General features: G+C 63.1%; 15 protein-coding genes and 1 pseudogene. 12 read left to right on the top strand and 4 right to left on the bottom strand.

Annotation, left to right across the window (positions count from 1 at the left end; translation table 11 throughout):
• Window positions 1-676 precede the first annotated feature (676 nt).
• From CVS48_RS04850 to CVS48_RS04835, 4 genes are all read left to right on the top strand, one after another.
• Window positions 677-2332, top strand: a complete 1656-nt coding sequence (locus tag CVS48_RS04850) for an ATP-binding domain-containing protein (RefSeq protein WP_100853485.1) — start codon at window positions 677-679, stop codon at window positions 2330-2332.
• A 73-nt stretch (window positions 2333-2405) separates the two neighbouring features.
• Entirely contained in the window at window positions 2406-5099 is a 2694-nt protein-coding gene (locus CVS48_RS04845) for a PD-(D/E)XK nuclease family protein (RefSeq protein WP_126376243.1), read from the top strand.
• A gap of 2 nt (window positions 5100-5101) precedes the next feature.
• Entirely contained in the window at window positions 5102-8305 is a 3204-nt protein-coding gene (locus CVS48_RS04840) for a UvrD-helicase domain-containing protein (RefSeq protein WP_100853483.1), read from the top strand.
• 189 nt (window positions 8306-8494) lie between these two features.
• The gene (locus tag CVS48_RS04835; RefSeq protein ID WP_100853482.1) at window positions 8495-9031 is read left to right on the top strand and encodes a hypothetical protein; all 537 of its coding nucleotides are present in this window, start codon (window positions 8495-8497) and stop codon (window positions 9029-9031) included.
• A 228-nt stretch (window positions 9032-9259) separates the two neighbouring features.
• On the opposite strand, the gene CVS48_RS04830 is transcribed toward CVS48_RS04835, so the two are convergent.
• From CVS48_RS04830 to CVS48_RS04820, 3 genes are all read right to left on the bottom strand, one after another.
• Window positions 9260-10582 carry a tetratricopeptide repeat protein gene (locus CVS48_RS04830; RefSeq protein WP_100853481.1) on the bottom strand — a complete coding sequence of 441 codons (1323 nt, stop codon included), beginning with the start codon at window positions 10580-10582 and terminating at the stop codon, window positions 9260-9262.
• A 147-nt stretch (window positions 10583-10729) separates the two neighbouring features.
• Complete coding sequence (locus CVS48_RS04825; protein ID WP_172616208.1) at window positions 10730-11638, bottom strand: response regulator; 909 nt, start codon at window positions 11636-11638, stop codon at window positions 10730-10732.
• Window positions 11607-14999, bottom strand: coding sequence for a hybrid sensor histidine kinase/response regulator (locus CVS48_RS04820; RefSeq protein WP_100853480.1), 3393 nt, complete (start codon window positions 14997-14999; stop codon window positions 11607-11609). The genes CVS48_RS04825 and CVS48_RS04820 overlap by 32 nt, the downstream gene beginning before the upstream one ends.
• A gap of 196 nt (window positions 15000-15195) precedes the next feature.
• Between CVS48_RS04820 and urtA the strand changes: the two genes are divergently transcribed.
• The 7 genes from urtA to CVS48_RS04785 are packed head-to-tail and all read left to right on the top strand — an operon-like array spanning window position 15196 to window position 21610.
• Window positions 15196-16458, top strand: a complete 1263-nt coding sequence (gene urtA / locus CVS48_RS04815) for an urea ABC transporter substrate-binding protein (RefSeq protein WP_100853479.1) — start codon at window positions 15196-15198, stop codon at window positions 16456-16458.
• Window positions 16459-16512: 54 nt separating this feature from the next.
• Window positions 16513-17430, top strand: coding sequence for an urea ABC transporter permease subunit UrtB (gene urtB, locus CVS48_RS04810; RefSeq protein WP_100853478.1), 918 nt, complete (start codon window positions 16513-16515; stop codon window positions 17428-17430).
• 10 nt (window positions 17431-17440) lie between these two features.
• Window positions 17441-18562, top strand: coding sequence for an urea ABC transporter permease subunit UrtC (gene urtC, locus CVS48_RS04805; protein ID WP_100853477.1), 1122 nt, complete (start codon window positions 17441-17443; stop codon window positions 18560-18562).
• Window positions 18559-19302: an urea ABC transporter ATP-binding protein UrtD gene (urtD, locus tag CVS48_RS04800; protein ID WP_100853476.1), complete on the top strand. Its 744-nt coding sequence runs from the start codon at window positions 18559-18561 to the stop codon at window positions 19300-19302. The genes urtC and urtD overlap by 4 nt, the downstream gene beginning before the upstream one ends.
• A 14-nt stretch (window positions 19303-19316) precedes the next feature.
• Window positions 19317-20009 carry an urea ABC transporter ATP-binding subunit UrtE gene (gene urtE / locus CVS48_RS04795; RefSeq protein ID WP_100853475.1) on the top strand — a complete coding sequence of 231 codons (693 nt, stop codon included), beginning with the start codon at window positions 19317-19319 and terminating at the stop codon, window positions 20007-20009.
• Between the two features lie 29 nt (window positions 20010-20038).
• On the top strand, window positions 20039-21268 hold the full coding sequence (fmdA, locus tag CVS48_RS04790; protein WP_100853474.1) for a formamidase: 1230 nt from the start codon (window positions 20039-20041) through the stop codon (window positions 21266-21268).
• 9 nt (window positions 21269-21277) lie between these two features.
• Window positions 21278-21610: a zinc ribbon domain-containing protein gene (locus tag CVS48_RS04785; protein WP_100853473.1), complete on the top strand. Its 333-nt coding sequence runs from the start codon at window positions 21278-21280 to the stop codon at window positions 21608-21610.
• On the opposite strand, the pseudogene CVS48_RS04780 reads toward CVS48_RS04785, so the two are convergent.
• Window positions 21600-21977: pseudogene (locus tag CVS48_RS04780) on the bottom strand (helix-turn-helix transcriptional regulator); the annotation flags it as partial. The gene CVS48_RS04785 and the pseudogene CVS48_RS04780 overlap by 11 nt on opposite strands.
• On the opposite strand from CVS48_RS04780, the gene CVS48_RS04775 reads away from it, so the two are divergent.
• Window positions 21928-22545, top strand: coding sequence for an SDR family oxidoreductase (locus CVS48_RS04775; protein ID WP_242001365.1), 618 nt, complete (start codon window positions 21928-21930; stop codon window positions 22543-22545). The pseudogene CVS48_RS04780 and the gene CVS48_RS04775 overlap by 50 nt on opposite strands.
• Window positions 22546-22567: the final 22 nt, after the last annotated feature.

Below are 22567 nucleotides of genomic sequence, written 5' to 3'. Positions count from 1 at the left end.
ACAACAACGCCACACCCCTCGAACACTTGGCTGCATTCGCTATCGTTTTCGTGACGGGTGTATTAGGCACGGCAATTCTGGGCAGATATATTGACGCGGTCAGGCGAGATGCGGCAGAAGACGCATGCGCGCGACATGATTGAGCCAGGTGCAAGCTCGCATTTTCCTGAGTATTTCTCCCTATTTTTCCTGGAATCGCAGCATGCCTGTCCGTCCCCGGCCATTCACCCAGATCTGCACCGAATGCAATTGGACACAGACATTTTCGCCCGTCAGTGACGCGCTTGTCGTTGGGAGGGACATTGCCGCCCACTGTCCAAAATGCCAATCAAGGCAACTGCAATGCATTGCGCCTTCGACGCCAGCGTTGATTGCGAGCTGGCTGAAACGCCTTCTTAGCCCAGGATAAAGCGCATGGATTTCGCCACGTTTCTCGACTCGGGCCCAGGGCCGTGGCCCACTATCCGTTAAAGCGGCAATCAGATCGCAATAAAAAAAGAAATGCTGGATAGGGTATGCTGACGTATATGTATTTAAATACGTACAATTAAATCCAAATGTTGATTTTGGCTGGACAGACCCCTCTGCAATGAGGTGGTTGTGTTCTTCAGGCGGACGCCCCTGTACTTTTCCCGGACACCGCCCGCCAATTTCGCCTGCAAAGGAGCTTCGCAACATGGCGCGTATCGTGCCGGATGGTTGGCAGACCATGGATGCCATTGGCGCGATGCGTCGGGAATTCGAGACGCTGGAATTGTTGGCGCAGGGGTTGCCGGATGAATATACGGTGTATCACGCCGTGCATTGGACCAATATCGAACGATCCCACGCCATCCACGGCGAAGTCGATTTCGTCATCGTCAACCAGGCCGGACACATGATGCTCATCGAGCAGAAATGCGGGCCATTGGAAGAGACGCCTGATGGGCTGGCCAAGAACTATGGCGGCGGCAAACTGAAATCGGTACCCGCGCAGATGGGCCGCACGGTGAACAGCCTGCGAGGCAAGCTGGCACGGGTCTTGAATGGTGCTTATATCGAGATTGAGCATCTGCTCTATTGCCCCGACTATTTGTGCAAGACGCCGCAAACGGTGGGCGTGATGTCCGAGCGTATCGTCGACGCAGGCCGACGCGACGCATTGTGTACGGTGATTCAGCAGATTCTTCCCGCAGGCATCGCGGGTCCGTTGTACGGGCAGGTACATCGGTTTCTCTGCGACGTCATTCAACTGGAGGTGGATGCCAGCGCCTTGGTGGGGCAGGCCCAGGCCCTGGTCACCCGCGTGTCCAGCGGGCTGGCGTATTGGGCCCGGCAAATCGACATGACGCCCTTTCGACTGCACGTGAACGGCACGGCTGGCTCTGGAAAGACGCAGTTGGCCCTGGCCGAATACCGCGCGGCAATCGAAGCCGGACGCAGGCCGCTGTATCTTTGCTTCAACCGGCCCCTGGCAGATCACATTGCCGCGATCGTGCCCGCTGGCGGCGTGGTGTGCACGTTCCACATGCTGTGCGTACGCATGGTCAGACAGTCGGGGTCGGTGCCTGACTTCAATGCGGCCATGGCCTTCGAGCAACTGGTCAACGCCTGCCGGGAATTGGCGGTCCCGCCGGATCTGATGTTCGACACGGTCATCATCGATGAGGGGCAGGACATCAAGGCCGATTGGTTTGAGCTGATTCTGCGCCATGCCCGAGATGATGCCCGCATTCTCTGGCTCGAAGATCCAATGCAGAAGCTGTATCGCCATGCCGCCGTGGAACTGCCGGGTTGGATACGCCTGCGAGCAGACATGAATTTCCGCAGTCCGCGCGCTGTCGTTCAATTGCTGCAGGCATTGGTCCCGGACGGCGTGGCGGTCGTGCCGGCATCGCCCGTTGCGGGCCACGACGTGGAATTCCTTACCTACGAGACGGGCGCGCAATTGCTCGACCAAGTCAAAGAAGGTGTGCGCCTGTGCGAATTGGCCGGGTTCGCCACGATGGACATCGCGCTTCTCAGTTATCGGGGAAGGGATAGCTCTCGCATCCTTTCCTACGATCAATTGGGTTCCTATGCGCTGAGAAAATTTCTTGGCACCTACGACGGTGAAGGCCGGCCGCAGTATTCCGAAGGCACGCTGGTGACGGATACCGTGCACCGCTTCAAGGGGCAGTCCGCGCCGGCAGTCGTGATGGCGGAGATCGACTTCGAAATGCTGGGCGACGACGAGGTTCGCCGCCTGTTCGTAGGCGCGACGCGCGCCTCGATGAAGCTGGTCCTGGTCATGTCCGAGCGGGCGGCGGCGCGACTGCTCGAACGTCTCGACGCCTGCCCGACTCCGGCGTGATCAGTCCCGTGGCGACTTCCCTGGAGGCAGCCCGTCACCCCCAATCCGCACCTATGACCAAAGAGCGAGCGAAATGCAAGAGCAACAAGGCACCACGGCAGCGCTGAGAATTACCCTGGGCCTGCATATCGAGCAGTGGCAAGGGCCTCACCCCGGGGCGTCGCTCGAACGCGCGACCGTGGGGCGTCAGGCTTTTCTCGGGATGTTGGAAACCTGGCTTGGCCTGTCGTCGTTGCCAGTCAGTGCGGCTGAACGGACCGCGGCCTTCCTGCTGGCATTGCGTCAATCCGATGGGCCGGACAGGTTTTTTCACGACAGTTTGGCGGCCGATGAAATCGGCACCGCGGCCCGCCTCCTGCAATGGCGCGACGAATGGATTCTTGGAGGATGGACGGGCACGGCGGCAGCGGGATGGCCGGCTCGCTTGTCTGACATGGCCGTCGTCGAAGCCGCGGCGGCCGGCTTGTTGCCCCCCGGCGAAGGCGATCGCCTGCTCGCTGTCCTGCGCCGGCTCGATGAGCGCAGCGTACCGGTCGGCGAGATCGTACTGCTGGAGGACTGCAAGCTTTTTCCGTCCTTGTGGCGTAGGCTCTTGGCCCGATTTCCGGTTGTCGACGGAAGCGTCCTGGTTCCCGCGGCCGAGCCGCATACGCAACTGGGGCGTCTGCAACGCGCCGTGTCGGATGCGGTGTCGCTTGACCAATCGTTCACGGCTCAGCCGGATATCGACGGCAGCGATGGCTCGATTGTCGTGCTTCGTCCCCACACGTGCGAAACCGCGGAGCAATGGCTGGCTCATCACTATCATGCCGGGCAGGCCCAGATGCTCCTGGTCAGCGAGCAGCACGGCGCTTCGGTCGACGATACCTTGCGTGTCAACGGCGCACCGGTCTGCGGTTTTGACGAGTCCAGTGCCTTGCGTCCGGCATTGTTGGCGTTGCCGCTGAGCTTCGAGACCTTCTGGGATCCTCTGGAACCTGCGCGCCTGCTGGATTTCCTCATGCATCCGATCGGGCCCTTCCGGGCCTCGGCGCGTCGCGCGTTCGGCGCGGTCTTTTCAGAGCATCCGGGTATCGGCGGGGCCGAGTGGATCAAGGCGCGCGCACACCTGCTGGCCGAGACACCGCCCGAATTTCGCGCGGAACTGGAGCAGCACATCCGGGTCTGGCTTGAATCGCCCCGCCATCCGCGAGCCCTCGGCGCGCCCATTGACTATGCAATCGAGCGGGTCAAACTGCTGGCGCAGGCACTGCGCGGCCGTTTGCTGCACCTCATGCCTACCGACGCCGTGGCGCGTGATCTCGGTGCGGCCCTGGGGCAATGCGCGGGCACGCTCAGCGGCCTCCTGTCGCTGCAGCGGGACGGGGTCAAGCACGTCAAGCCCCGGTTGCTCGAACAGCTGTGCGCTCAGGCGACCACGGCCTGCGGCAATAGCCTGGCCGTGGCCGAGGCGGCTTGCATGCTCAGCGCCACGACGCCCGAAGCCTGCGCCCTGGGGCCGGTCGCCGAAGTCATCTGGTGGATGCCCTCCGCGCCGAAGCTGCCAGCGGGGCATCCGTGGAGCCGTCCTGAAATCGAGGCGCTGGCAGCGGGCGGGGTCGAGCTTGTGGACCAGGCGTTCGCCATGGGAAGCCTGGCCGCGTTGTGGATGCGGCCGCTGCTGACTGCTGCGGATCGCCTGATTCTGGTCTTGCCGCCGGCACCGGCGGAAGACCATCCGGCATGGCAGCTTATCGCCTTGCTCGCGCCTGCGTTGGTCGCATCGCAGCTCGAAGAGCATCCAATGGTGCGCGACCAGTTGAGGCAGGTCGCGTCTCTGCCATTGCAACGCGCGCAAGGCGTCTGGGAGTTGGACACGGATGCGCCATGGCGGGCCGCCTATCCGCTTCCGACACGCCTGCCCTCGCAGTCTTACACGTCATTGGATCTTCATTTCAACAACCCGGCGATCGCCGTGTTGAAGTATGCGGCCGGTTTGCGTACTGGGCGGGCTACGGTGGTCGCGAAGGATGGCCGCTTGCTCGGCAACCTCTCGCACCGCTTGGTGGAGACCCTCTTCGTCAACGATGATGCGCCATCCTGGAGCCAGGCCCAATTGGAAGCGTGGCTGGAGCCGGAGTTGGCAAGATTGCTTGAACAGGAAGGCATGCCGTTGCTTGCGCCGGGCAACAGCGCCGCGCTCTTTCAGTTCAAGAACACCATGCGTCACGGCCTGTGGGTGTTGCTGCAGCATATGGCGCATGCCGGCGTCGTCCGTGTCGAGGCCGAGCGGCCGCTGGCTGGCATGCTCGGTGCGTTGCGTCTCAACGGCGCCACCGACCTGTTGTTGCATCTTGCCGATGGCAGGACCGCCGCGCTCGATCTCAAATGGACGGGCGCGAAGCGCTATCGGCAAGCGCTGTCCGACGGCACCTACCTGCAACTGGCGTTGTATGGCGAAATGATCCGGCAGGAACTCGGCGCGCTGCCTGCCGCGGTGGGCTATTTCACGTTCCGTGAGGCTCTGCTGTTGACCGTTACGCCAGACGTCTTCGGCCCACAAGCCCGTGTCATCAGTGCAAAGAACGGCATCAATGCGTCCGAGCTCGTCATGCAGGCCAGAGCCACCTGGGCCTGGCGGGTGCGGCAGTGGCAGGAAGGCCGTGTTGACGTGATCGAAAAGGGACTCTATCCAGAACCGGAACCATCTCCGGAAGATTGCCTGCCGCTGGGCGAAACCGCGCCGTGGCATGGCGATTACACGGCGCTGTTCGGCACCAGGGAATAACCATGGATCAGAAGAATATGAATGTGGAATTCGTCCGCGCCGGGGCGGGCAGCGGAAAGACCTATTACCTGACTCACTTGCTGGCGGACCGTCTGCGAAGCGGCGCTGCGCGGCCAGCAGCGATCCTGGCCACCACCTTCACGGTCAAGGCTGCCTCGGAGTTGCGCGAGCGCGCGAGGTCGACGTTGTTGAACCAGCGGCGGCTTGATCTTGCCGCCGCGCTGGGGCAGGCGAGCATCGGTACGGTCAATAGCGTCTGCGGGCGTTTGATTCAGCGATTCTGCTTTGAACTCGGCATCTCGCCGGATCAGACGGTGCTGACCGAAGACGAAGGCCGCCGCCTTGTGCGCGTGGCTGTGGAAGGCGTTCAGGATGCGAGCGGCGTCGAGAATCTGGCGCAGCTGGCCGCGCGACTGGACCTGAAGGATGACGCGGTGACGGCCACGCTGCACGCGATCATGAACGCGGCGCGCTCCAACAACCTCAACCCCGACGAACTGGCCAAGATGGGGCCACGCAATTCGGAAGCCATGCTTGCGTGCTGGCCGCGCCCGCAGGGCGATCACGATGCAGTCCTGGCCGAGGCGCTTGAACGTACGGAGCACGAACTCAAGCGGGTGCAGGCCGCCGGCGCGAATACCAAGGTTCTGAACGACGCGATCGAGAGCATCACGACTGCCCGCAGCGCGCTCTCTCGCGGGCAACTTTCCTGGAACGCCTGGCAGCAGCTGTCGAAACTGAAGGCGGGCGCCAAGCAGGCCAGCATCGTGGAGGACCTTCAAGATATCGCGGCACGCCATCCTACCCATGGCCGGTTTCACGATGATGTGCGGAACTATCTTTGTACGGTGTTCGACCTGGCGGGACGTGCCTTGCAAGCCTTTGCCGATGCCAAGCGGGAACTTGGCGTGGTCGACTTCACGGATCAAGAGGTCTTGCTGCTGCGAGCCTTGCAAAGCAGCACCCTGGTGCGTGAAGCGCTCGCAGGGGAACTCGATCTCGTGCTGGTCGACGAGTTCCAGGACACGAATCCGCTTCAATTGGCCATCTTCGTAGAGTTGGCGAAGCTGGCCAAAAGCTCGATATGGGTAGGCGACCCCAAGCAAGCCATCTATGGCTTTCGCGGCACGGATTCGACACTCATTCAGCAGATCCTTGATTCCGTGGAAGGCTGGGGCGGCACGATGGGTACACCGTTGTCGGATTCGTACCGGTCCACCCCTGGGTTGGTGGGCTTGGCCAACGAGGTGTTCGTGCCGGCGTTTCACCCCGCGCCAGCCTCCGAAACCGCGCTCAGGCCGGTGCGCACGCCGCTTGCCGGACAGACTCAGCTTTTGAACTGGTCATTCGTGACGGAAGCCGGGAAACGCTCAATTTCGCTGAAAGCCTTGGGACCCGCGGTGTCGGAGCTGCTGGGGCGCGGCATCCTGATTGCCGACAAGGCTACGGGCCAGGAGCGTCCGTTGCAAGCCAGCGACATCGCCGTGCTGTGCCGCAAGAACGACCATATCAAGTCCGCGGTCGATGCTCTGAGCCGCTGGGGCATTGCCGCGGCGGCGGCCCGGCCCGGCTTGATGTCGACGCCCGAGGTTCAGTTGGTGCTGGCCTGCCTGCGCCGTTTGCAGGACGCCTCGGATACGGTGGCCACGGCCATGATTGTCGGGCTGACGGGTTCGATCAGGCCGGAAGACTGGCTGCAAGACCGATTGCAGTTTCTTGCCGGGATAGCTGCGGACGGAGACGGCGAGACTTCCCCCTCGGTGTCGGCATGGAAGGCGGAGGGAGCGGACGCTCATCCGCTTATCGCCCGGCTGGCCAGCTTGCGGCCGTCCCTGGTGTCGCTCACGCCGCGTGAAGCGCTGCGGCTGGCAAAAGCCGAGTCCGGCGTCGCGCGCTTGGCCCACCAGTGGTCGGCGGCAGAGCGTGAGGCGCAGGTTCGTATCGCCAACATCGAAGCGCTGTTGGCGTTGGCGCAACAGTACGAGGAGGCTTGTCTGGGCTCGCGGCAACCGGCGACGATCAACGGGATGTTGCTTTGGTTCCAGGAACTGGTGGCTGATGGGGCGGACGGACGCGCGGCCGCCGCCCATGGCGCGGTCGAAGTCATGACCTTCCATGCGGCCAAGGGCCTGGAGTGGCCGATGGTGATCGTGATCGGCCTGGATCACGGCTACCGCACTGATCTATGGAACGTGCGTTCCCGGACAATCGGTGCTTTTGACGCGACAGCCCCTCTGGCCAACCGCTACATCCATCATTGGGTGAATCCCTTCAGGTCTGCCGTGCAGGTCATCGCCGATGCGGAGGCCTCGGAAACCGGCAAGCTCATGGCCGAGCAGGCGCGCACTGAGAACACACGCCTGCTGTATGTCGCCCTTACCCGCGCACGCGATGTGCTCGCCCTGGTGGGCGGTACCAAGACGGTGGATTCGGCCCCGTCCTGCGATTGGCTCGAAGAGATCGACGCGGCCGCCAAGCTCTGGGGACCGGCGGGCGCTTCCGTGATGGACGGCCAGACGGTCGTCCGCGAAACGAAAGCCTGGGACTTCGATGAATCACTCGACGCACCGCCCGCGCCGGCCGCACGGGCCATGCGTTACTTCGACGCACGCCAGCCAAAGTCTTTTGACCGGCTCTGGTTTGCGCCCAGCGCCGCCCAGGCCGGGCAGCATCGGGCGGTGAAGGTGGAGGACGTAGGCAAGCGGATCGTTGTCCAGTCCGACACCGACATGGCTGCGCTGGGTTCGGCGCTGCATGGTTGCATCGCTTGCTCGGTGGCGGATCCGTCGCGTCCCATCAGCGATGAACAGATCAGGGAGGTCCTGATACGCTGGGGCGTCCATGGCGCCGTGACGCCGGAAGCGGTCCGCTTCCAGGTGGAGGCCTTTCAGGACTGGTGGCAGTCGAAGTGGCCCGAAGGCACTGCCCAGGCGGAACTGCCGATTCAGGTGCCACGTGCCGACGGCACCGTCATCCGCGGCCAGATCGATCTGCTGATCCGCGTCGCGGCTGGCCGCATCCTCATCGATCACAAGGCCGACCCGCGCGGCGTCGCGGATGGCGAGCGCCTGGCCGCGACGCACGGCGGACAATTGGAGGCCTACGCTCGCGCAGTCGAGGCCGCGTCGGGAGAGGCCGTGCGTGAGCGCTGGCTATTCCTGCCCGTTGCCGCTCGCGCTGTGCAGATTGCTGCAGCCCATGAATAAGTTCATAAAAAGCAGTGCCTCGGGCCAGCAAGAGTTCGATACGTCGTTCGGCGGGAAGCCGATTCGACCCCAGCCATCCGAACGGTGGGCGATGTATCGGTTGATCTGTCCCGTGACGGATGCCGCATTGGAAATCAGCGGCCTGGAAGCCTTCTATGAATACCCCAGCCGAACGGTTCGGAAAAGCGGTTGTCGGCGGACATCGCCATCGTGCAGGGATCCCGGCCTGTCTGGTTGATTGAGGCGAAGAAGTTCGCCAGGAAATTGCATCCGGACCTTATCGATTGTTATCTCAAGCCCGGGATGATGGGTGTCGTCACCAACGGCAACCATTGGATCTTTCTCGTGCGCGGAAAGCACGTCGTGTATGGACCGATGGTGCTGCCTGACGGTCAAGTTGATGCGGCGGTTCGCGCCCGTGTCACGCGGATGCTGGCTTGCATCAGCGAAGACGAGGCCTTCGGTCTGGAGAACGGTTGGCGCGAGGACTGGCTGGGAATCGTAGCGGTAAAGAGCCCTAAGATCTGGTACATGAACAAGGCGACGGGCTCCCGAGAGTTTGCAGAGAAGCTGCACTTCGACACCCTGGGCGAAGCGGCGCGCGCCGCCTTGAAGCATGCGAAACACGGCACGAGCACCGCGTTGCTGTTGGAGGAGCTGCTCGCTGCAGAGATGGAGATACGCGGTCGGTCGAGACACGATAAGCGCGAGTATCAAGCTGCATGACAAGAATCACCACATGTCCGTATGCAAGGCAAGCGCGCCCCATGAGGTAAGCAGCCTGGTGCCGGTGTTCGGCGCCATGCCGGGTTAGGCCGACACCCGCCTTGTCGGGTTGCAAGCGGAAGCAAAGGACAATCACCGACTTGTTTCGGGATACGTGAGGTCGCTGCAGTGCCACAGGCCGCTTGAAAGAAGTGGCTATGGTTCACTGAACACCCTGCAACGCCCCCGCTACAGCGCCGCCGCCCGCGAAGCCAGCTTGCGGTTGCCTTCGCTGGCGGGTTTCAAGGCCATGCGTTCCGCCGTCAGCACCTTGGCCAGGCTGCGAGCGCCATCGCGCAAGGCCGCTTCCACCAGGGTCAGCGCCAGCACATCACGCTGGGCGTGGCTGCCGCCAAAGCGGTGCGCGATCAGGCGCACGTCACGCAGCAGGTCCGCGGCCAGCGCATAGTCCTGGCGGGCGAAGGCCACCAACGCATGCGCCACGGGCAGGCCGACGGCACGCGTCATCATTGCATTGGTGCCGCTGCTTTCCGCCGCGGCCTCCATGGCGCCTATCAATTGCTGCGCGGCCGCGTCATTGCTCGCGCCCAGGTAGGCCATCAAGGCATGGACATCATTGAACGCGTAATACCCCGTGCCCCCGCGTTCCTGCCATACGTCGGCCAACTGTCGCCAGCGCGGTCCTACGTCCACGCCGCGCAGCAGCAGGCGCCACAGCATGGCGGACGCATCGACCAGGTCCAGGACCTGCCCGGTGGACGATTCGCGCAGCCGCTTGTCGTACAGGGCCAGCACCTCGGTTGTCTCGTCGCGGTCCAGGTGGAACAGTGCCAGATGCCACCAGTTGTGGATGGACAGCATATTGTCGGTGGACCAGTCTTCGCGGCGTCCGTCCAACCATGCGATGCCCTCCTCCACGCGCCCCTGCATCTCCAGCACATGGGCCACCGCGTGCACGGCCCAGGGATCGCGGGGGTTCAACTCCAGCGCGCGCCGGCCCTGGGCCTCGGCCTGGGCGTACAAGTTGGTTTCCTCCAGGCCGAAGGCATGCATGCCCAGCACGTAGCCGTAGTGCGGCATCTGGCTGTTCCATTCCGGAAGAATGCCGGCCACGCGGTCGCGCAGCATGGTCGAGCGCCCAAGCAGGAAGTCGCCGATATGGCCCACTTGCAGGGCTAGCGTGTCGTGCGGGTAGTCAATGAGAATGTCGGCGTAGCGCCGCAGTGCAGTGGAGAATTCGCCATCCAGCCAAGCGCGCGCGGCGGCGGTGTGGCGCCGTTCGCGCGTGTTGGCGATGTCGTGCAGGCGCTCGGCGGCTTCCACGCTTTCGCGCAGCAGCGGCTCCACGCATTGGTCGCTGGCCGTGATCATCATCCCTGCGCGCAGCACATGACCCATGACGAACACGGGGTTGTTGGCCAAGGCCTGGTCGATGATTCCTAGCGGGTCGCCGTAATAGCCAAGAAACAGGGATTGCGCCTGTTCGCAGGTGGCCAGGGATGTTTGATCATCCGTGGAAACGGGATTGCCCCGCACATCGGTCTGCGCCATGGTGGTCTCCTGGGATGCCGCCCCGCGACGGGTTCCGACGATGTAAGCACGGATGCCGCCCTACGGCAAAGCGCAACTGCGCTAGTGCGCTTGTACCGCTGACATGTCGTCATCAGCGTGCCCGGCATCGCCATGCCGCGAAGCGCTTCAAAAGGCTTCCCCCTGCCGCACCGCCAGCGCAGCCGCCGCCGCGCGCGTTTCCACGCCCAGTTTGACGTAGATGTGTTCCAGGTGCTTGTTCACCGTTCGTGGCGCCATGCCCAGAATGTCGGCGATATCCCGATTGGTTTTGCCCTTGGCCAACCAGCGCAGCACATCGGCCTCGCGCGGCGTCAGGCCGTAGGCCGGCGCGAACGGCGCCGTCTCCTGCAACAGCAGCAACGTTTCGCCGCTACGCCGTGATGCCGACAGGCTCAAGGTCAAGCGCCCACGCGCACTGACAACACTCAAGGGTTCAGCCGCCGGTCCGGCCGCCAGATTGCCCGCCACCCAATCCGCCAGGGGCGCCGGCAGATCCGCCGCATCCTCCGCGCAACCAAAATAGGCCGCCAACCAGATCCGCGCCTTGCCCGTCTTCCAGATCGGCAGCCCGCGCGCATCCAGCGCCACCACGGCCCGCGCCGCCGCGTCGATCGCATCGAAGGCCGCCGACAGGCTGCGCGCATTGCGCAAATGCGTACGCAGCCTGGCCACCACCACATCCGGGTCCAGCGGCTTGGTCACATAATCCACGCCGCCCACCCGAAACCCCTTCAACACGTGCTCGGGTTCGGTCAGGCCCGTCATGAACACCACCGGAACATCTCCCGCCGTCGGATGCGCTTTCAAGCGCGCGCAGGTCTCGAATCCATCCATCCCCGGCATCACCGCATCCAGCAGCACGATATCCGGCACCACGAAATCCACCCGCTCTATCGCCGATTGGCCGTCGGTGGCCACCAGCACCTGATAGCCCGCTGCATCCAATGCGGTGGAGAGCATTTTCAGATTGTCCGGCGCGTCATCGACCAGCATGACGAGGTTTTTATCGGGCGTGGGCATGGTGACGCTGTACATGGTGTTTAAGCACCTGATTGAATTCACTCAGTTGAAACTCGCCCGCCAGCGCCCGCAGATGCGCCGTCAATTCGCGCGCTTCGGCCCGGCGGCCCTGTATTTCTTCCAGCTTGGCCTGTATGCCCTTGATATAGCCCATGGCCCCCAGTTCGAGCAGTGCCTCGGCATCTTCGCGTTCCAGCGCCACCCGATGCAGATCACCCGCCGGCAGCGCCGCTTCCACCTGCGTCACCTGCCAGTCCAGCTTGAGCAAACGGCCTAGTTGACTCAGCAAATCGTCATAGATCACCGGCTTGGCAATGAACGCGTTGTGCCCGCTCTGCGCCGGGTCTTTCGGATCCAGCCCCAGGATATTGGCCGACAACATCACGATGGGCACGGCCACGCCTTCATCACGCAGGCACCGCAACACTTCCCACCCCGTCATCTGCGGCATCGAGACGTCCATCAATATCAGGGCCGGCCGCAGCGTATGCACGCAGGCCAGGCAAGCCGCGCCATGCGGCGCTTCGTGTACCTCAAAGCCCAGCGGCTCCAGCAGGTCGCGCACCAGGCGCCGCTGCGAAGGCTGGTCATCCACCGTCAGAATCCGCAGCCGCTCGCCGCGATAGCCCACCACCAGCCCCGACGGCCGGGCATCGCTGCGCGGCGAACGCACCTCAGGCAAAAACAGCTTGAGCGTAAACACACTGCCGCGGTCGACGGCGCTGCGCACCGTCAACTCGCCGCCCATGATGCCGGTCAGCATGCGGCAGATGGTCAGGCCCAGACCCGTGCCGGAATCGGCCTGCTCGGCCGCCGCCCAGCTGCGCTCGAAGGGCAGGAAGATGCGTTCCAGATCCTCGGCCGGTATGCCCCGGCCGCTATCCTCGACTTCGAACAACACCATATCCGCCGCCGACTTCACGCGCATCGACACCTGGCCTTCCGAGGTGAACTTCAGCGCATTGCTCAACAGGTTGATCAGAATCTGCCGCAGCCGCTTTTCGTCGATATGCACGATGGACGGCAGTTCCGCCGCTTCATAGCAAAAGCGCAGCCCTTTGAGCGTGCTCTGAGGCCGGAACATCTGCACGATCTGCTCCAGGAACTCCGGCAGGCGCAGTTCGCTGTTCTCCAGCCTCAGCCTGCCGGCCTCGATGCGCGCGATGTCCAGCAAACCGTCGATCAGGCCGATCAAATGCTTGCCACTGCGATGAATCACATCAATGGCCTCACGCCGTGCCGGTGGCAAGCTTGGGTCGCGCTGCAGAATCTGCGCGTAGCCCAAAATGCTGTTCAAGGGCGCGCGCAACTCATGGCTCATGCCGCTCATGAAGCGGCTTTTGGCCAGATTGGCGCTTTCGGCTGCTTCCTTGGCCTGCTGCAACTGCGCGTCGGTCTGCTTGTGCGCCTCGATTTCGCGCAGCAGCAAATGGGTTTGTCGATCCGATTCCTCTTGCGCCACGCGCCGGCTTTCGTGGGCCAGTACCAGCCACCAGGCCACCACGCCGCCGATCAGCAACAAGGCGGCATACAACTTCAAGAAGGTGGGCCGCAAACCCGTGGGGTCCAGGCCGGCCCGCATGAGACTGGCGTACTCCTGGTAGTAAATCAAGCCCAGAATGCCGGCCAGCAGCGACCCCATCCCGGCCACGATCAAGAGGTAGTGGCCCAGGCGGCTATGCAGCAGCGGTGTGACCCGCGCCGGCAACAGCCGGTCCAAGACCGCCCGCACCTGATCCTTCAAGCGTCCCTGCTGTTTGCAGCGATCCTGGCAGCGGGCATCCAGCGTGCAGCACAAGGAACAGATGGAACCGTTATAGGCCGGGCAATGCGCCATGTCCGGCTGTTCGAAACGGTTGGCGCAGATCACACAGACATGATCCGAACCCGCGGCATCCACCGGCGTGCGCGCCAGGTTGTAGCGCCCGCGCGTGCGCCAGGCGATGACAGGCGCGCAGATAAAAGCCGCCAGCAAGGCCACAAAGGGCGATAACGCCTGCGCCAGCGCGCCCGCCGTGCCTGGAAACACGCCGGCAAAGGCCAGCAGGCCCAGCGTCATGGCGATCAGCATGCTGCCCACACCGACCGGGTTGATGTCATACAAATAGGCGCGGCGAAACTCGATTCGCTTCGGCGACAGACCCAGCGGCTTGTTGATCACCAGATCCGCCACCAGCGCGCCAATCCAGGCCAGCGCAACGTGCGAGAACACCGCCAGCACGTGCTCCAACGCGCCGAACACACCCATCTCCATCAGGACCACGGCGATCAGCACGTTGAACACCAGCCACACCACCCGGCCCGGATGGCTGTGCGTGATGCGGGCAAAGAAGTTGGACCAGGCCAGCGAGCCGGCATAGGCATTGGTCACATTGATCTTGACCTGCGAGACCACCACGAAGGCCGTGACCAGAGCCAGCGCCAGGCCGGGATCGCTGACCACATAGGTATAGGCCGCCAGATACATATGGGTGGGGTCGCCCGCTTTGTCGGCGGGCGCTCCCAGGGACAGGGCCAGCCAGGCCAGAAAGGCGCCGCCCAGAATCTTGGCCGCGCCCGGCAGGATCCAGCCCGGACCCGCGCAGATAAGGGCGAGCCACCAGCGCCTGCGGTTGGCCGCCGTGCGTTCGGGCAGGAAGCGCAGGAAGTCGACCTGTTCGCCGATCTGCGTCACCAGCGAGGCGGCCACCGCCACCGCCGAGCCAAACATCAGCAGATTGAAATTGCCGCCCCGGCCGTCATAGCCCGGAAACCGCAGAAACTCCTGCAAGGTCCCGGGATCACGGAAGGCGATGAAGGCATAGGGCAAGAGCAGCAGCACCAGCCATATCGGCTGCGTCCATGCCTGCAACCGGCTGATGAAGGTAATGCCATACGCCACCATGGGCAGGATGACCGCGGCGCACAAGAGATAGCCGATGGACAGCGGCAAGCCGGTGGCCAGCTCGATGGCCAGCGCCATGATGGCCGCCTCAAGCGCAAAGAAGATGAAGGTAAAGGAGGCGTAGATCAGCGAGGTAATGGTCGAGCCGATATAGCCAAAGCCCGCGCCTCGCGTCAGCAGATCCATGTCCAGGCCATGGCGCGCCGCGTAATAGGCTATCGGCAAGCCGGTCAGGAAGGTGACCAGGGCCACGGCGATGATGGCCCAGAAGGCATTGATAAAGCCATAGTTCAGCGCCAGCGCCCCGCCAATGGCTTCCAGCGCCAGGAAAGACACGGCGCCCAGGGCGGTATTGGCGACGCGGAACTCCGACCACTTGCGAAACGACACCGGCGTGAAACGCAACGCGTAGTCTTCCAGCGTCTCATTGGCGACCCAGGTGTTGTAGTCACGGCGGATCTTGACGATGCGTTGAGGCGCGCTGGCAGACAAATCGGGCTCCGGGCGAGTAGGGGATACGTCATTGAACGTAGATGCCGTTGTAACGCCCGGGGGGCGGGCCTGCCTGTACGTCAATCAACGTATGTTGCACTGCGTCATAGGCTCCTAGTATGCCCTCACCCTCCGGGCCGCGGCATGTGTCGCGCATGCTCGGTTTCCCTGGTCGTGATCCATTGAGGAGTCATCGATGTCTGGCAAAACCCCTTTTGATAATGCCCCGGAACTGCCCTCGCGCCGGCGCCTGGCCCTGGCTTTTGCCTCCCTGCCGCTGTTGGGCATACCGGCGCTGTCGCGCGCGGCCGCGCCGGCCACTTCCGCCATCAACGGCACCGGCCTGGCCATTACCGACACCGAAGTCACGGTAGGCCAGTTGCACTCGGCCACCGGCACCATGGCCATCAGCGAAACCGGGTCGATTCAATCCGAGCGCCTGGCCATCGAGCAGATCAATGCCATGGGCGGCATTCTGGGCCGCAAGATCAAGATCATCCAGGAAGACGGCGCCTCGGACTGGCCGACCTTTGCTGAGAAGGCCCGCAAACTGCTGGTCAGCGACAAGGTCGCCACCGTGTTCGGCTGCTGGACCTCGGCCTCGCGCAAGGCGGTCTTGCCGGTGTTCGAGAAAGAAAACGGCCTGCTGTACTACCCGACCTTTTATGAAGGCCTGGAGCAATCCAAGAACGTCTTCTATACCGGCCAGGAAGCGACGCAGCAGATTCTATCCAGCCTGGACTGGCTGTCGCGCGAGAAGAAGGCGCGCTCGTTCTACCTGATCGGCTCTGACTACATCTGGCCGCGCACCTCGAACAAAATTGCCCGCAAGCATATCGAGAACGTGCTCAAGGGCGAAGTGGTCGGCGAGGAATACTACCCGCTGGGCCACACGCAATTCGGTTCGCTGATCAACAAGATCAAACTGAAAAAGCCCGATGTCGTCTTCGCCGTGGTGGTGGGCGGCAGCAACGTGTCTTTCTACAAACAGCTCAAGGCGGCCGGCGTCACCAGCGGCAAGCAAAAGCTCCTGACCATCTCGGTGACCGAAGATGAATTGCTGGGCATCGGCGGTGAAAACGCCGAGGGCTTCTGGTCGTGCATGAAGTATTTCCAGAGCCTGGACAATGCCAACAACAAGAAATTCGTCGAAGCCTTCAAGGCCAAGTACGGCGCCAATGCCGTGATCGGCGACGTGACCCAGGCGGCCTATCTGGGCCCCTGGCTGTGGAAGATGGCGGTGGAAAAGGCCGGCAGCTTCGATGTCGACAAGGTGGTCGCCGCCTCGGCCGGCCTGGAGTTCAAGGAAGCGCCCGAAGGCTACGTCAAGATCGATCCCAACCACCACCTGTGGAGCAAGACCCGCATCGGCCAGATTCGCAAGGACGGCCAGGTTGACGTGATCTTCGAAACCCCGGAACTGATCAAGCCCGATCCCTTCCCCAAGGGCTATCAGTAATCACCTCGATCCGGGCGCCGCGCGCGGCGCCCTTTTCACTGCCGGGAGCCATCCATGGAATCCTTTTCCGATCTCGGGGCCATCCTGCTGATGCAGGGCTTCAACGGCTTATCGGTCTTCAGCGTGTTGTTGCTGATGGCCTTGGGCCTTGCGATCATCTTTGGCCAGATGGGCGTCATCAACATGGCCCATGGCGAGTTCCTGGCGGTGGGCGCCTATTGCACCTACCTCTGTTCCGAACTGGTCCAGCAGTACGCGCCCGGCCTGATGCCGGCCTACTTCTTCATCGCCATCCTGTTGGCCTTTGCCGTGACTTTCGGCTTGGGCTGGTTGGTCGAGTGGCTGATGATCCGTCATCTCTATCGCCGGCCGCTCGACACGCTGCTGGCGACCTGGGGCTTGTCGCTGGTGCTTCAGCAAACGCTGCGCTCGCTGTTCGGCCCGCGTGAAGTCAGCCCCACGCTGCCCGATTGGCTGATGGGTTCCTGGCAACCGCTGGACGGCGTGGACATTCCCATCAACGGCCTGTTCGTCATGTCCATCAGCATCCTGCTGACCGGCGGGCTGCTCTTGGCGTTGTTCCGCTCAACCTGGGGCCTGCATGTGCGCGCCACGGTGCAAAACCGCGCCATGAGCGGCGCGGTCGGTATCGATACGAAGCGCGTGGACCGCGTGACGTTCTCGCTGGGTTGCGGTATCGCAGGCATTGCCGGCGCGGCCTTCACAACCATCGGTTCCACCGGCCCGACCAGCGGCTCGCTCTACATCGTCGACACCTTCCTGACGGTGGTGTTTGGCGGCGCGGCCAGCCTGTTCGGCACCATCGCGTCGGCCTTCGTCATCGCGCAGACGCAATCGATCTCGGAATTCTTCATGACGGGTTCGATGGCAAAAGTGCTGACGCTGTCGGCCATCGTGATCATTCTGATGCTGCGCCCGCAAGGCTTGTTCAGCATCAAGGTACGCAAGTAGGGGGCGGATCATGCAGAAATTCTTTCGCAATGTCGTGGGTGGACGTGAAGGGCTGGCTGGGCTGGCGATTCTGGCGCTGCTGCTCTTTGTGGTGTTTCCGCTAAGCCTGGACGTCTTCCGGCTCAATCTGATTGGCAAATACCTTTCCTATGCCTTTGTCGCGCTGGGCCTGGTGCTGTGCTGGGGCTATGGCGGCATCCTGAGTCTGGGCCAGGGGGTGTTTTTCGGCTTGGGCGGTTATTGCATGGCCATGTTCCTGAAGCTGGAAGCCTCGACGCCGGAGGCCACCAAGATTCAGTCCACGCCCGGCATCCCGGACTTCATGGACTGGAACCAACTGACCTCGCTGCCCTGGCTCTGGGTGCCCTTCAAAAGCTTCTGGTTCACCTTGATGGCAGTACCGGTGCTGCCCTGCCTGCTGGCCTTGATTCTGGGCGCGGCCATGTTCAAGCGCCGCGTGGGCGACACCTATTTCGCCATCGTGACGCAGGCCGTGGCCCTGATTCTGTCGGTGCTCATCATCGGCCAGCAAGGCTGGACCGGCGGCGTCAATGGCATCACCGATCTGAAGACGCTGCTGGGCTGGGATATCCGCACGGACAGCGCGCGGCTGGTGCTGTATTTCATCAACGGCGCGCTGCTGTTTGCCTGCATCCTGTTCGGCCGCTACCTGCTTTCTTCCAAGCTGGGCAAGCTCTTGATGGCCATGCGCGACAAAGAAGAGCGCGTGCGCTTCTCGGGCTACGACGTCGCCAGCTTCAAGGTCTTTGTCTTCTGCGTGGCCGCCGTGTTCTCGGCCATAGGGGGCGCCATGTTCACCTTGCAGGTCGGCTTCATGTCGCCTTCCTTCGTGGGCATCGTGCCTTCCATTGAAATGGTCATCTTCGCCGCGGTCGGCGGCCGTCTGTCCCTGCTGGGCGCGGTCTACGGCACGCTGCTGGTCAACTTCGGCAAAAGCTATTTCTCCGAGGCTTTCCCGCAGCTCTGGCTGTTCCTGATGGGTGGCCTGTTCATTGCCGTCGTGATGGCCTTCCCCAACGGGCTGGCCGGTCTGTATCAGCAATACGCCCAAAAACGCCTGGCGCGCAAAGCACCGCGCCGCCAGGCGGATGGCGCCACGGAGGCCGCATGAACCCCTCAGAGTTCGCCTTGTACATCGAAGGCCTGACCGTCTCGTTCAACGGCTTTGTCGCCGTCAACGACCTCAACCTGTATGTCGATCAGGGAGAGCTGCGCGTGGTCATCGGCCCCAATGGCGCCGGCAAGACCACGTTGCTGGATCTGATCTGCGGCCGCACCAAGGCCACCGCCGGCTCTATCCGCTTCAAGGACACGGAGCTGACCGGCCTGGCCGAATATGAAATCGTGCGGGCCGGCGTGGGCCGCAAGTTTCAGACCCCCTCTATCTACGAAACCCTGTCCGTGCGCGAAAACCTGGAAGTGTCGTTCCCGGCCGGGCGCAGCGTGTTTGGTGCGCTGACCTTTCGGCGTAGTGCGGCCGTGATCGAACGGGTCGAGCAGGTGGCCGAAGAGATTTTTCTTGCTGATCATCTGGACCGCTCGGCGGAGCTGCTCTCGCACGGTCAAAAGCAATGGCTGGAAATCGGCATGCTGCTGATGCAGGAGCCCGAGCTGATGATGCTGGACGAACCGGTGGCCGGCATGAGCGTGTCCGAGCGCGAGCGCACCGCCGAACTGCTCAATCGCATCAGCCGCAATCGATCGCTCATCGTGATCGAGCATGACATGGAGTTCGTGAAAAACATAGCGCACAAGGTCACGGTGCTGCACCAGGGCCGTGTACTGGCCGAGGGCAGCATGGACATGGTGCAGTCCGATCCGCGCGTGGTTGAAGTCTATCTCGGCCACTGAGGCCAGGAGGCAATATGTTCAATATCGCTGGCCTGGTGTCAGGCTATGGCCAAAGCAAAGTCATCCACGGTGTCGACCTTGCCGTGTCTGCCGGTGAAATCGTCGCCGTGATGGGCCGCAACGGCATGGGCAAGACCACGCTGTTCAAAACCATGATGGGCATGCTGCCCACCATGCAGGGCTCGATCTCGCTGGACGGCAAGGCGCTTGAACGCCTGGAGAGCCATCAGCGCGTGCGCAGCGGGGTGGCTTACGTGCCGCAAGGCCGCATGATCTTCCCGACGCTGACCGTGGAAGAGAACATCCGTACCGGCATGCGCGGGCGGGCACTGCGCGACACCATTCCGGAAGACATCTACGCCCTGTTCCCGGTGTTGCACGACATGCGCGGCCGGCGTGGCGGCGATCTGTCGGGGGGGCAGCAACAGCAGCTTGCCATTGCCCGCGCCCTGGTCACCAACCCGCGCGTGCTGCTGCTGGACGAACCCACCGAGGGCATACAGCCGTCCATCATCAAGGACATCGCCCGCAGCCTGCTGGAGATTCGCACGCTGCGCAATCTGGCCATCGTGGTGTCCGAGCAAGTCTTGAGTTTCACCATGCAGATCGCCGACCGGCTCATCGTGATCGACAAGGGCCGCTTCGTGCACGAAGACCCGCGCGAGCGCGTTGACGAGAAGACGATCAGCAAATACCTGTCTGTCTGAAGTCGTTGTCCATCTCAAAGGAGCATGACATGCCTGAAACCCTGATCAAGGTCGACCTGGCCCAATCCCCCTACGAAAACGAAGGCGTGCACAATCGCTGGCATCCCGATATTCCCATGGCGACGTGGGTCAAGCCGGGCGATGACTTCGTGCTTGAAACCTACGACTGGACGGGCGGCGCGATCAAGAACGATGACGATGCCTCTGATGTGCGCGACGTGGACCTGTCCACGGTGCACTTCCTGTCCGGCCCCATCGGCGTCGAGGGCGCCGAGCCCGGTGACTTGCTGGTGGTGGACCTGCTGGATATCGGCGCCAAGCAGGAAAGCCTGTGGGGCTTCAACGGCTTTTTCAGCAAGAACAATGGCGGCGGCTTTCTGACCGAACACTTCCCCTCGGCGCAAAAATCGATCTGGGATTTTGAAGGCATGTTCACCACCTCGCGCCATATCCCCGGTGTGCGCTTCGCCGGCCTTATCCATCCGGGCTTGATCGGCTGCCTGCCGGATCAGGCGCTGCTGGACACGTGGAATGAGCGTGAACAGAAGCTGATCGACAGCGATCCGGAACGCGTGCCGCCCCTGGCCAATCCGCCGGCGCCCAAGACGGCGCATATGGGCAAGCTGAAGGGCGCCGAGCGCGATCGCGCCGCCGCCACCGGTGCGCGCACCGTACCGCCGCGCGAGCACGGCGGCAACTGCGACATCAAGGATCTGTCGCGCGGTTCCCGGGTGTTCTTTCCGGTCTACGTCAACGGTGGCGGCCTGTCGGTCGGTGACCTGCACTTCTCGCAGGGCGACGGCGAGATCACCTTCTGCGGCGCCATCGAAATGGCGGGGTGGGTGCATATGCGGGTGTCGCTCATCAAGGGCGGCATGGCCAAGTACGGTATTCGCAACCCCATCTTCAAGCCCAGCCCCATCACGCCCAACTACAAAGACTATCTGATCTTCGAAGGCATTTCGGTCGATGAAGGCGGCAAGCAGCACTATCTGGACGTGCACATCGCCTATCGCCAGGCCTGCCTGAACGCCATTGAGTACCTGAAGAAGTTTGGCTATTCGGGTGCGCAGGCGTATTCGATATTGGGCACGGCGCCGGTGCAGGGCCACATCAGCGGCGTGGTGGACATCCCCAATGCCTGCGCGACCTTGTGGCTGCCGACCGAGATCTTCGACATCGACATCCAGCCCAATGCGCTGGGCGACGTGCCGCAGATAACGCGCGGCATGGACATGCCCATCGCCAAAGACCTTTAAGGAGGCACCATGCCGCTCTATGACTATCGCTGCCAGGACTGCGGTGAGTTCTCGGTGCTAAGGCCCTTGTCGCAATGGCGTGACCCCGCGCCTTGCCCTGATTGCGGTGGGGCTTGCGAGCGCTTTGTGAGCGGCGCGCCGGCGGTCTCGGCGCTGTCCTCGGCAATGCACCGCGCCCGCGCCGTCAACGAACGCGCCGCCCATGAACCCCGCAGCACCCGCGGCGGCCACGGCATGGGTTGCGGGTGCTGCTCAGGCACCAAAGCCACCGGCCGAACACGCCAGACAGCCGACGGCGGCAAAACCTTCGCCGGCGCGCGGCCGTGGATGATCAGTCACTGAAAGTGGGTGGCGACAGCGTAAAAGACTCGCGCATGTCGCGCGCCTCTTCAATGGGCGTTCTTCCAAACAGGCGCTTGAATTCCCGGCTGAACTGCGAAGTGCTTTCATAGCCCACGCGCCCGGCGGCCGCGGCCGCCGTGGCACCGTCGCGGATCATCATCAGACGTGCCTGGTGCAGGCGGGTGGACTTGATGTACTGGATGGGCGAGGTCTGCGTCACCGTGCGGAAGTTCGCGTGAAACGCCGGCACGCTCATGCCGGCTTCTTCAGCAAGGTGCGTCACATTCAGCGGCGCGGCGTAGTCGGTGTGGATGCGCTTGAGCGCTTTCGCAACGCGGCCGAATCGCCCGTGGTGGGCAAGCGCCGCGCTTCGCTATCGCGAACTGGACGTGACCTCGGCCGATGACACGGCGGCGTTTGCACGTTTCGCGCTTGATGCGTTTGGCCGCATTGACGTGCTGGTCAACAACGCAGGCGTGATGCCGCTCTCGCCGCTTAACGCGCTGAAGGTCGACGAGTGGAATCGCATGATCGACGTGAATGTGCGGGGCGTGCTGCATGGCATCGCCGCCGTGCTGCCGACGATGGAAGCGCAAGGCCAGGGCCAGATCATCAACATTTCGTCGATCGGCGGCGTGTCGGTGTCGCCCACGGCGGCGGTGTACTGCGCCACCAAGTTTGCCGTGCGCGCCATCTCGGACGGGCTGCGCCAGGAAACGGACAAGATCCGCGTCACGGTGATCTGCCCCGGTGTCGTGGAGTCCGAGCTTGCCGACACCATCTCCGACGACACCGCGCGCACGGCCATGCGGGAGTTCCGTCGCATCGCCATCACGCCGGATGCCATCGCCCGCGCCATCGCCTACGCGGTTGAGCAGCCCGCTGACGTCGACGTCAGCGAGATCGTGGTGCGGCCTACGGCCAGCCCTTACTGAACGCCGTTGTCGGGGCTGACTT

This window comes from Achromobacter spanius (genome assembly GCF_002812705.1).
Lineage (GTDB): Bacteria > Pseudomonadota > Gammaproteobacteria > Burkholderiales > Burkholderiaceae_B > Achromobacter > Achromobacter spanius.
This window is presented reverse-complemented; position numbering and strand designations above follow the sequence as displayed.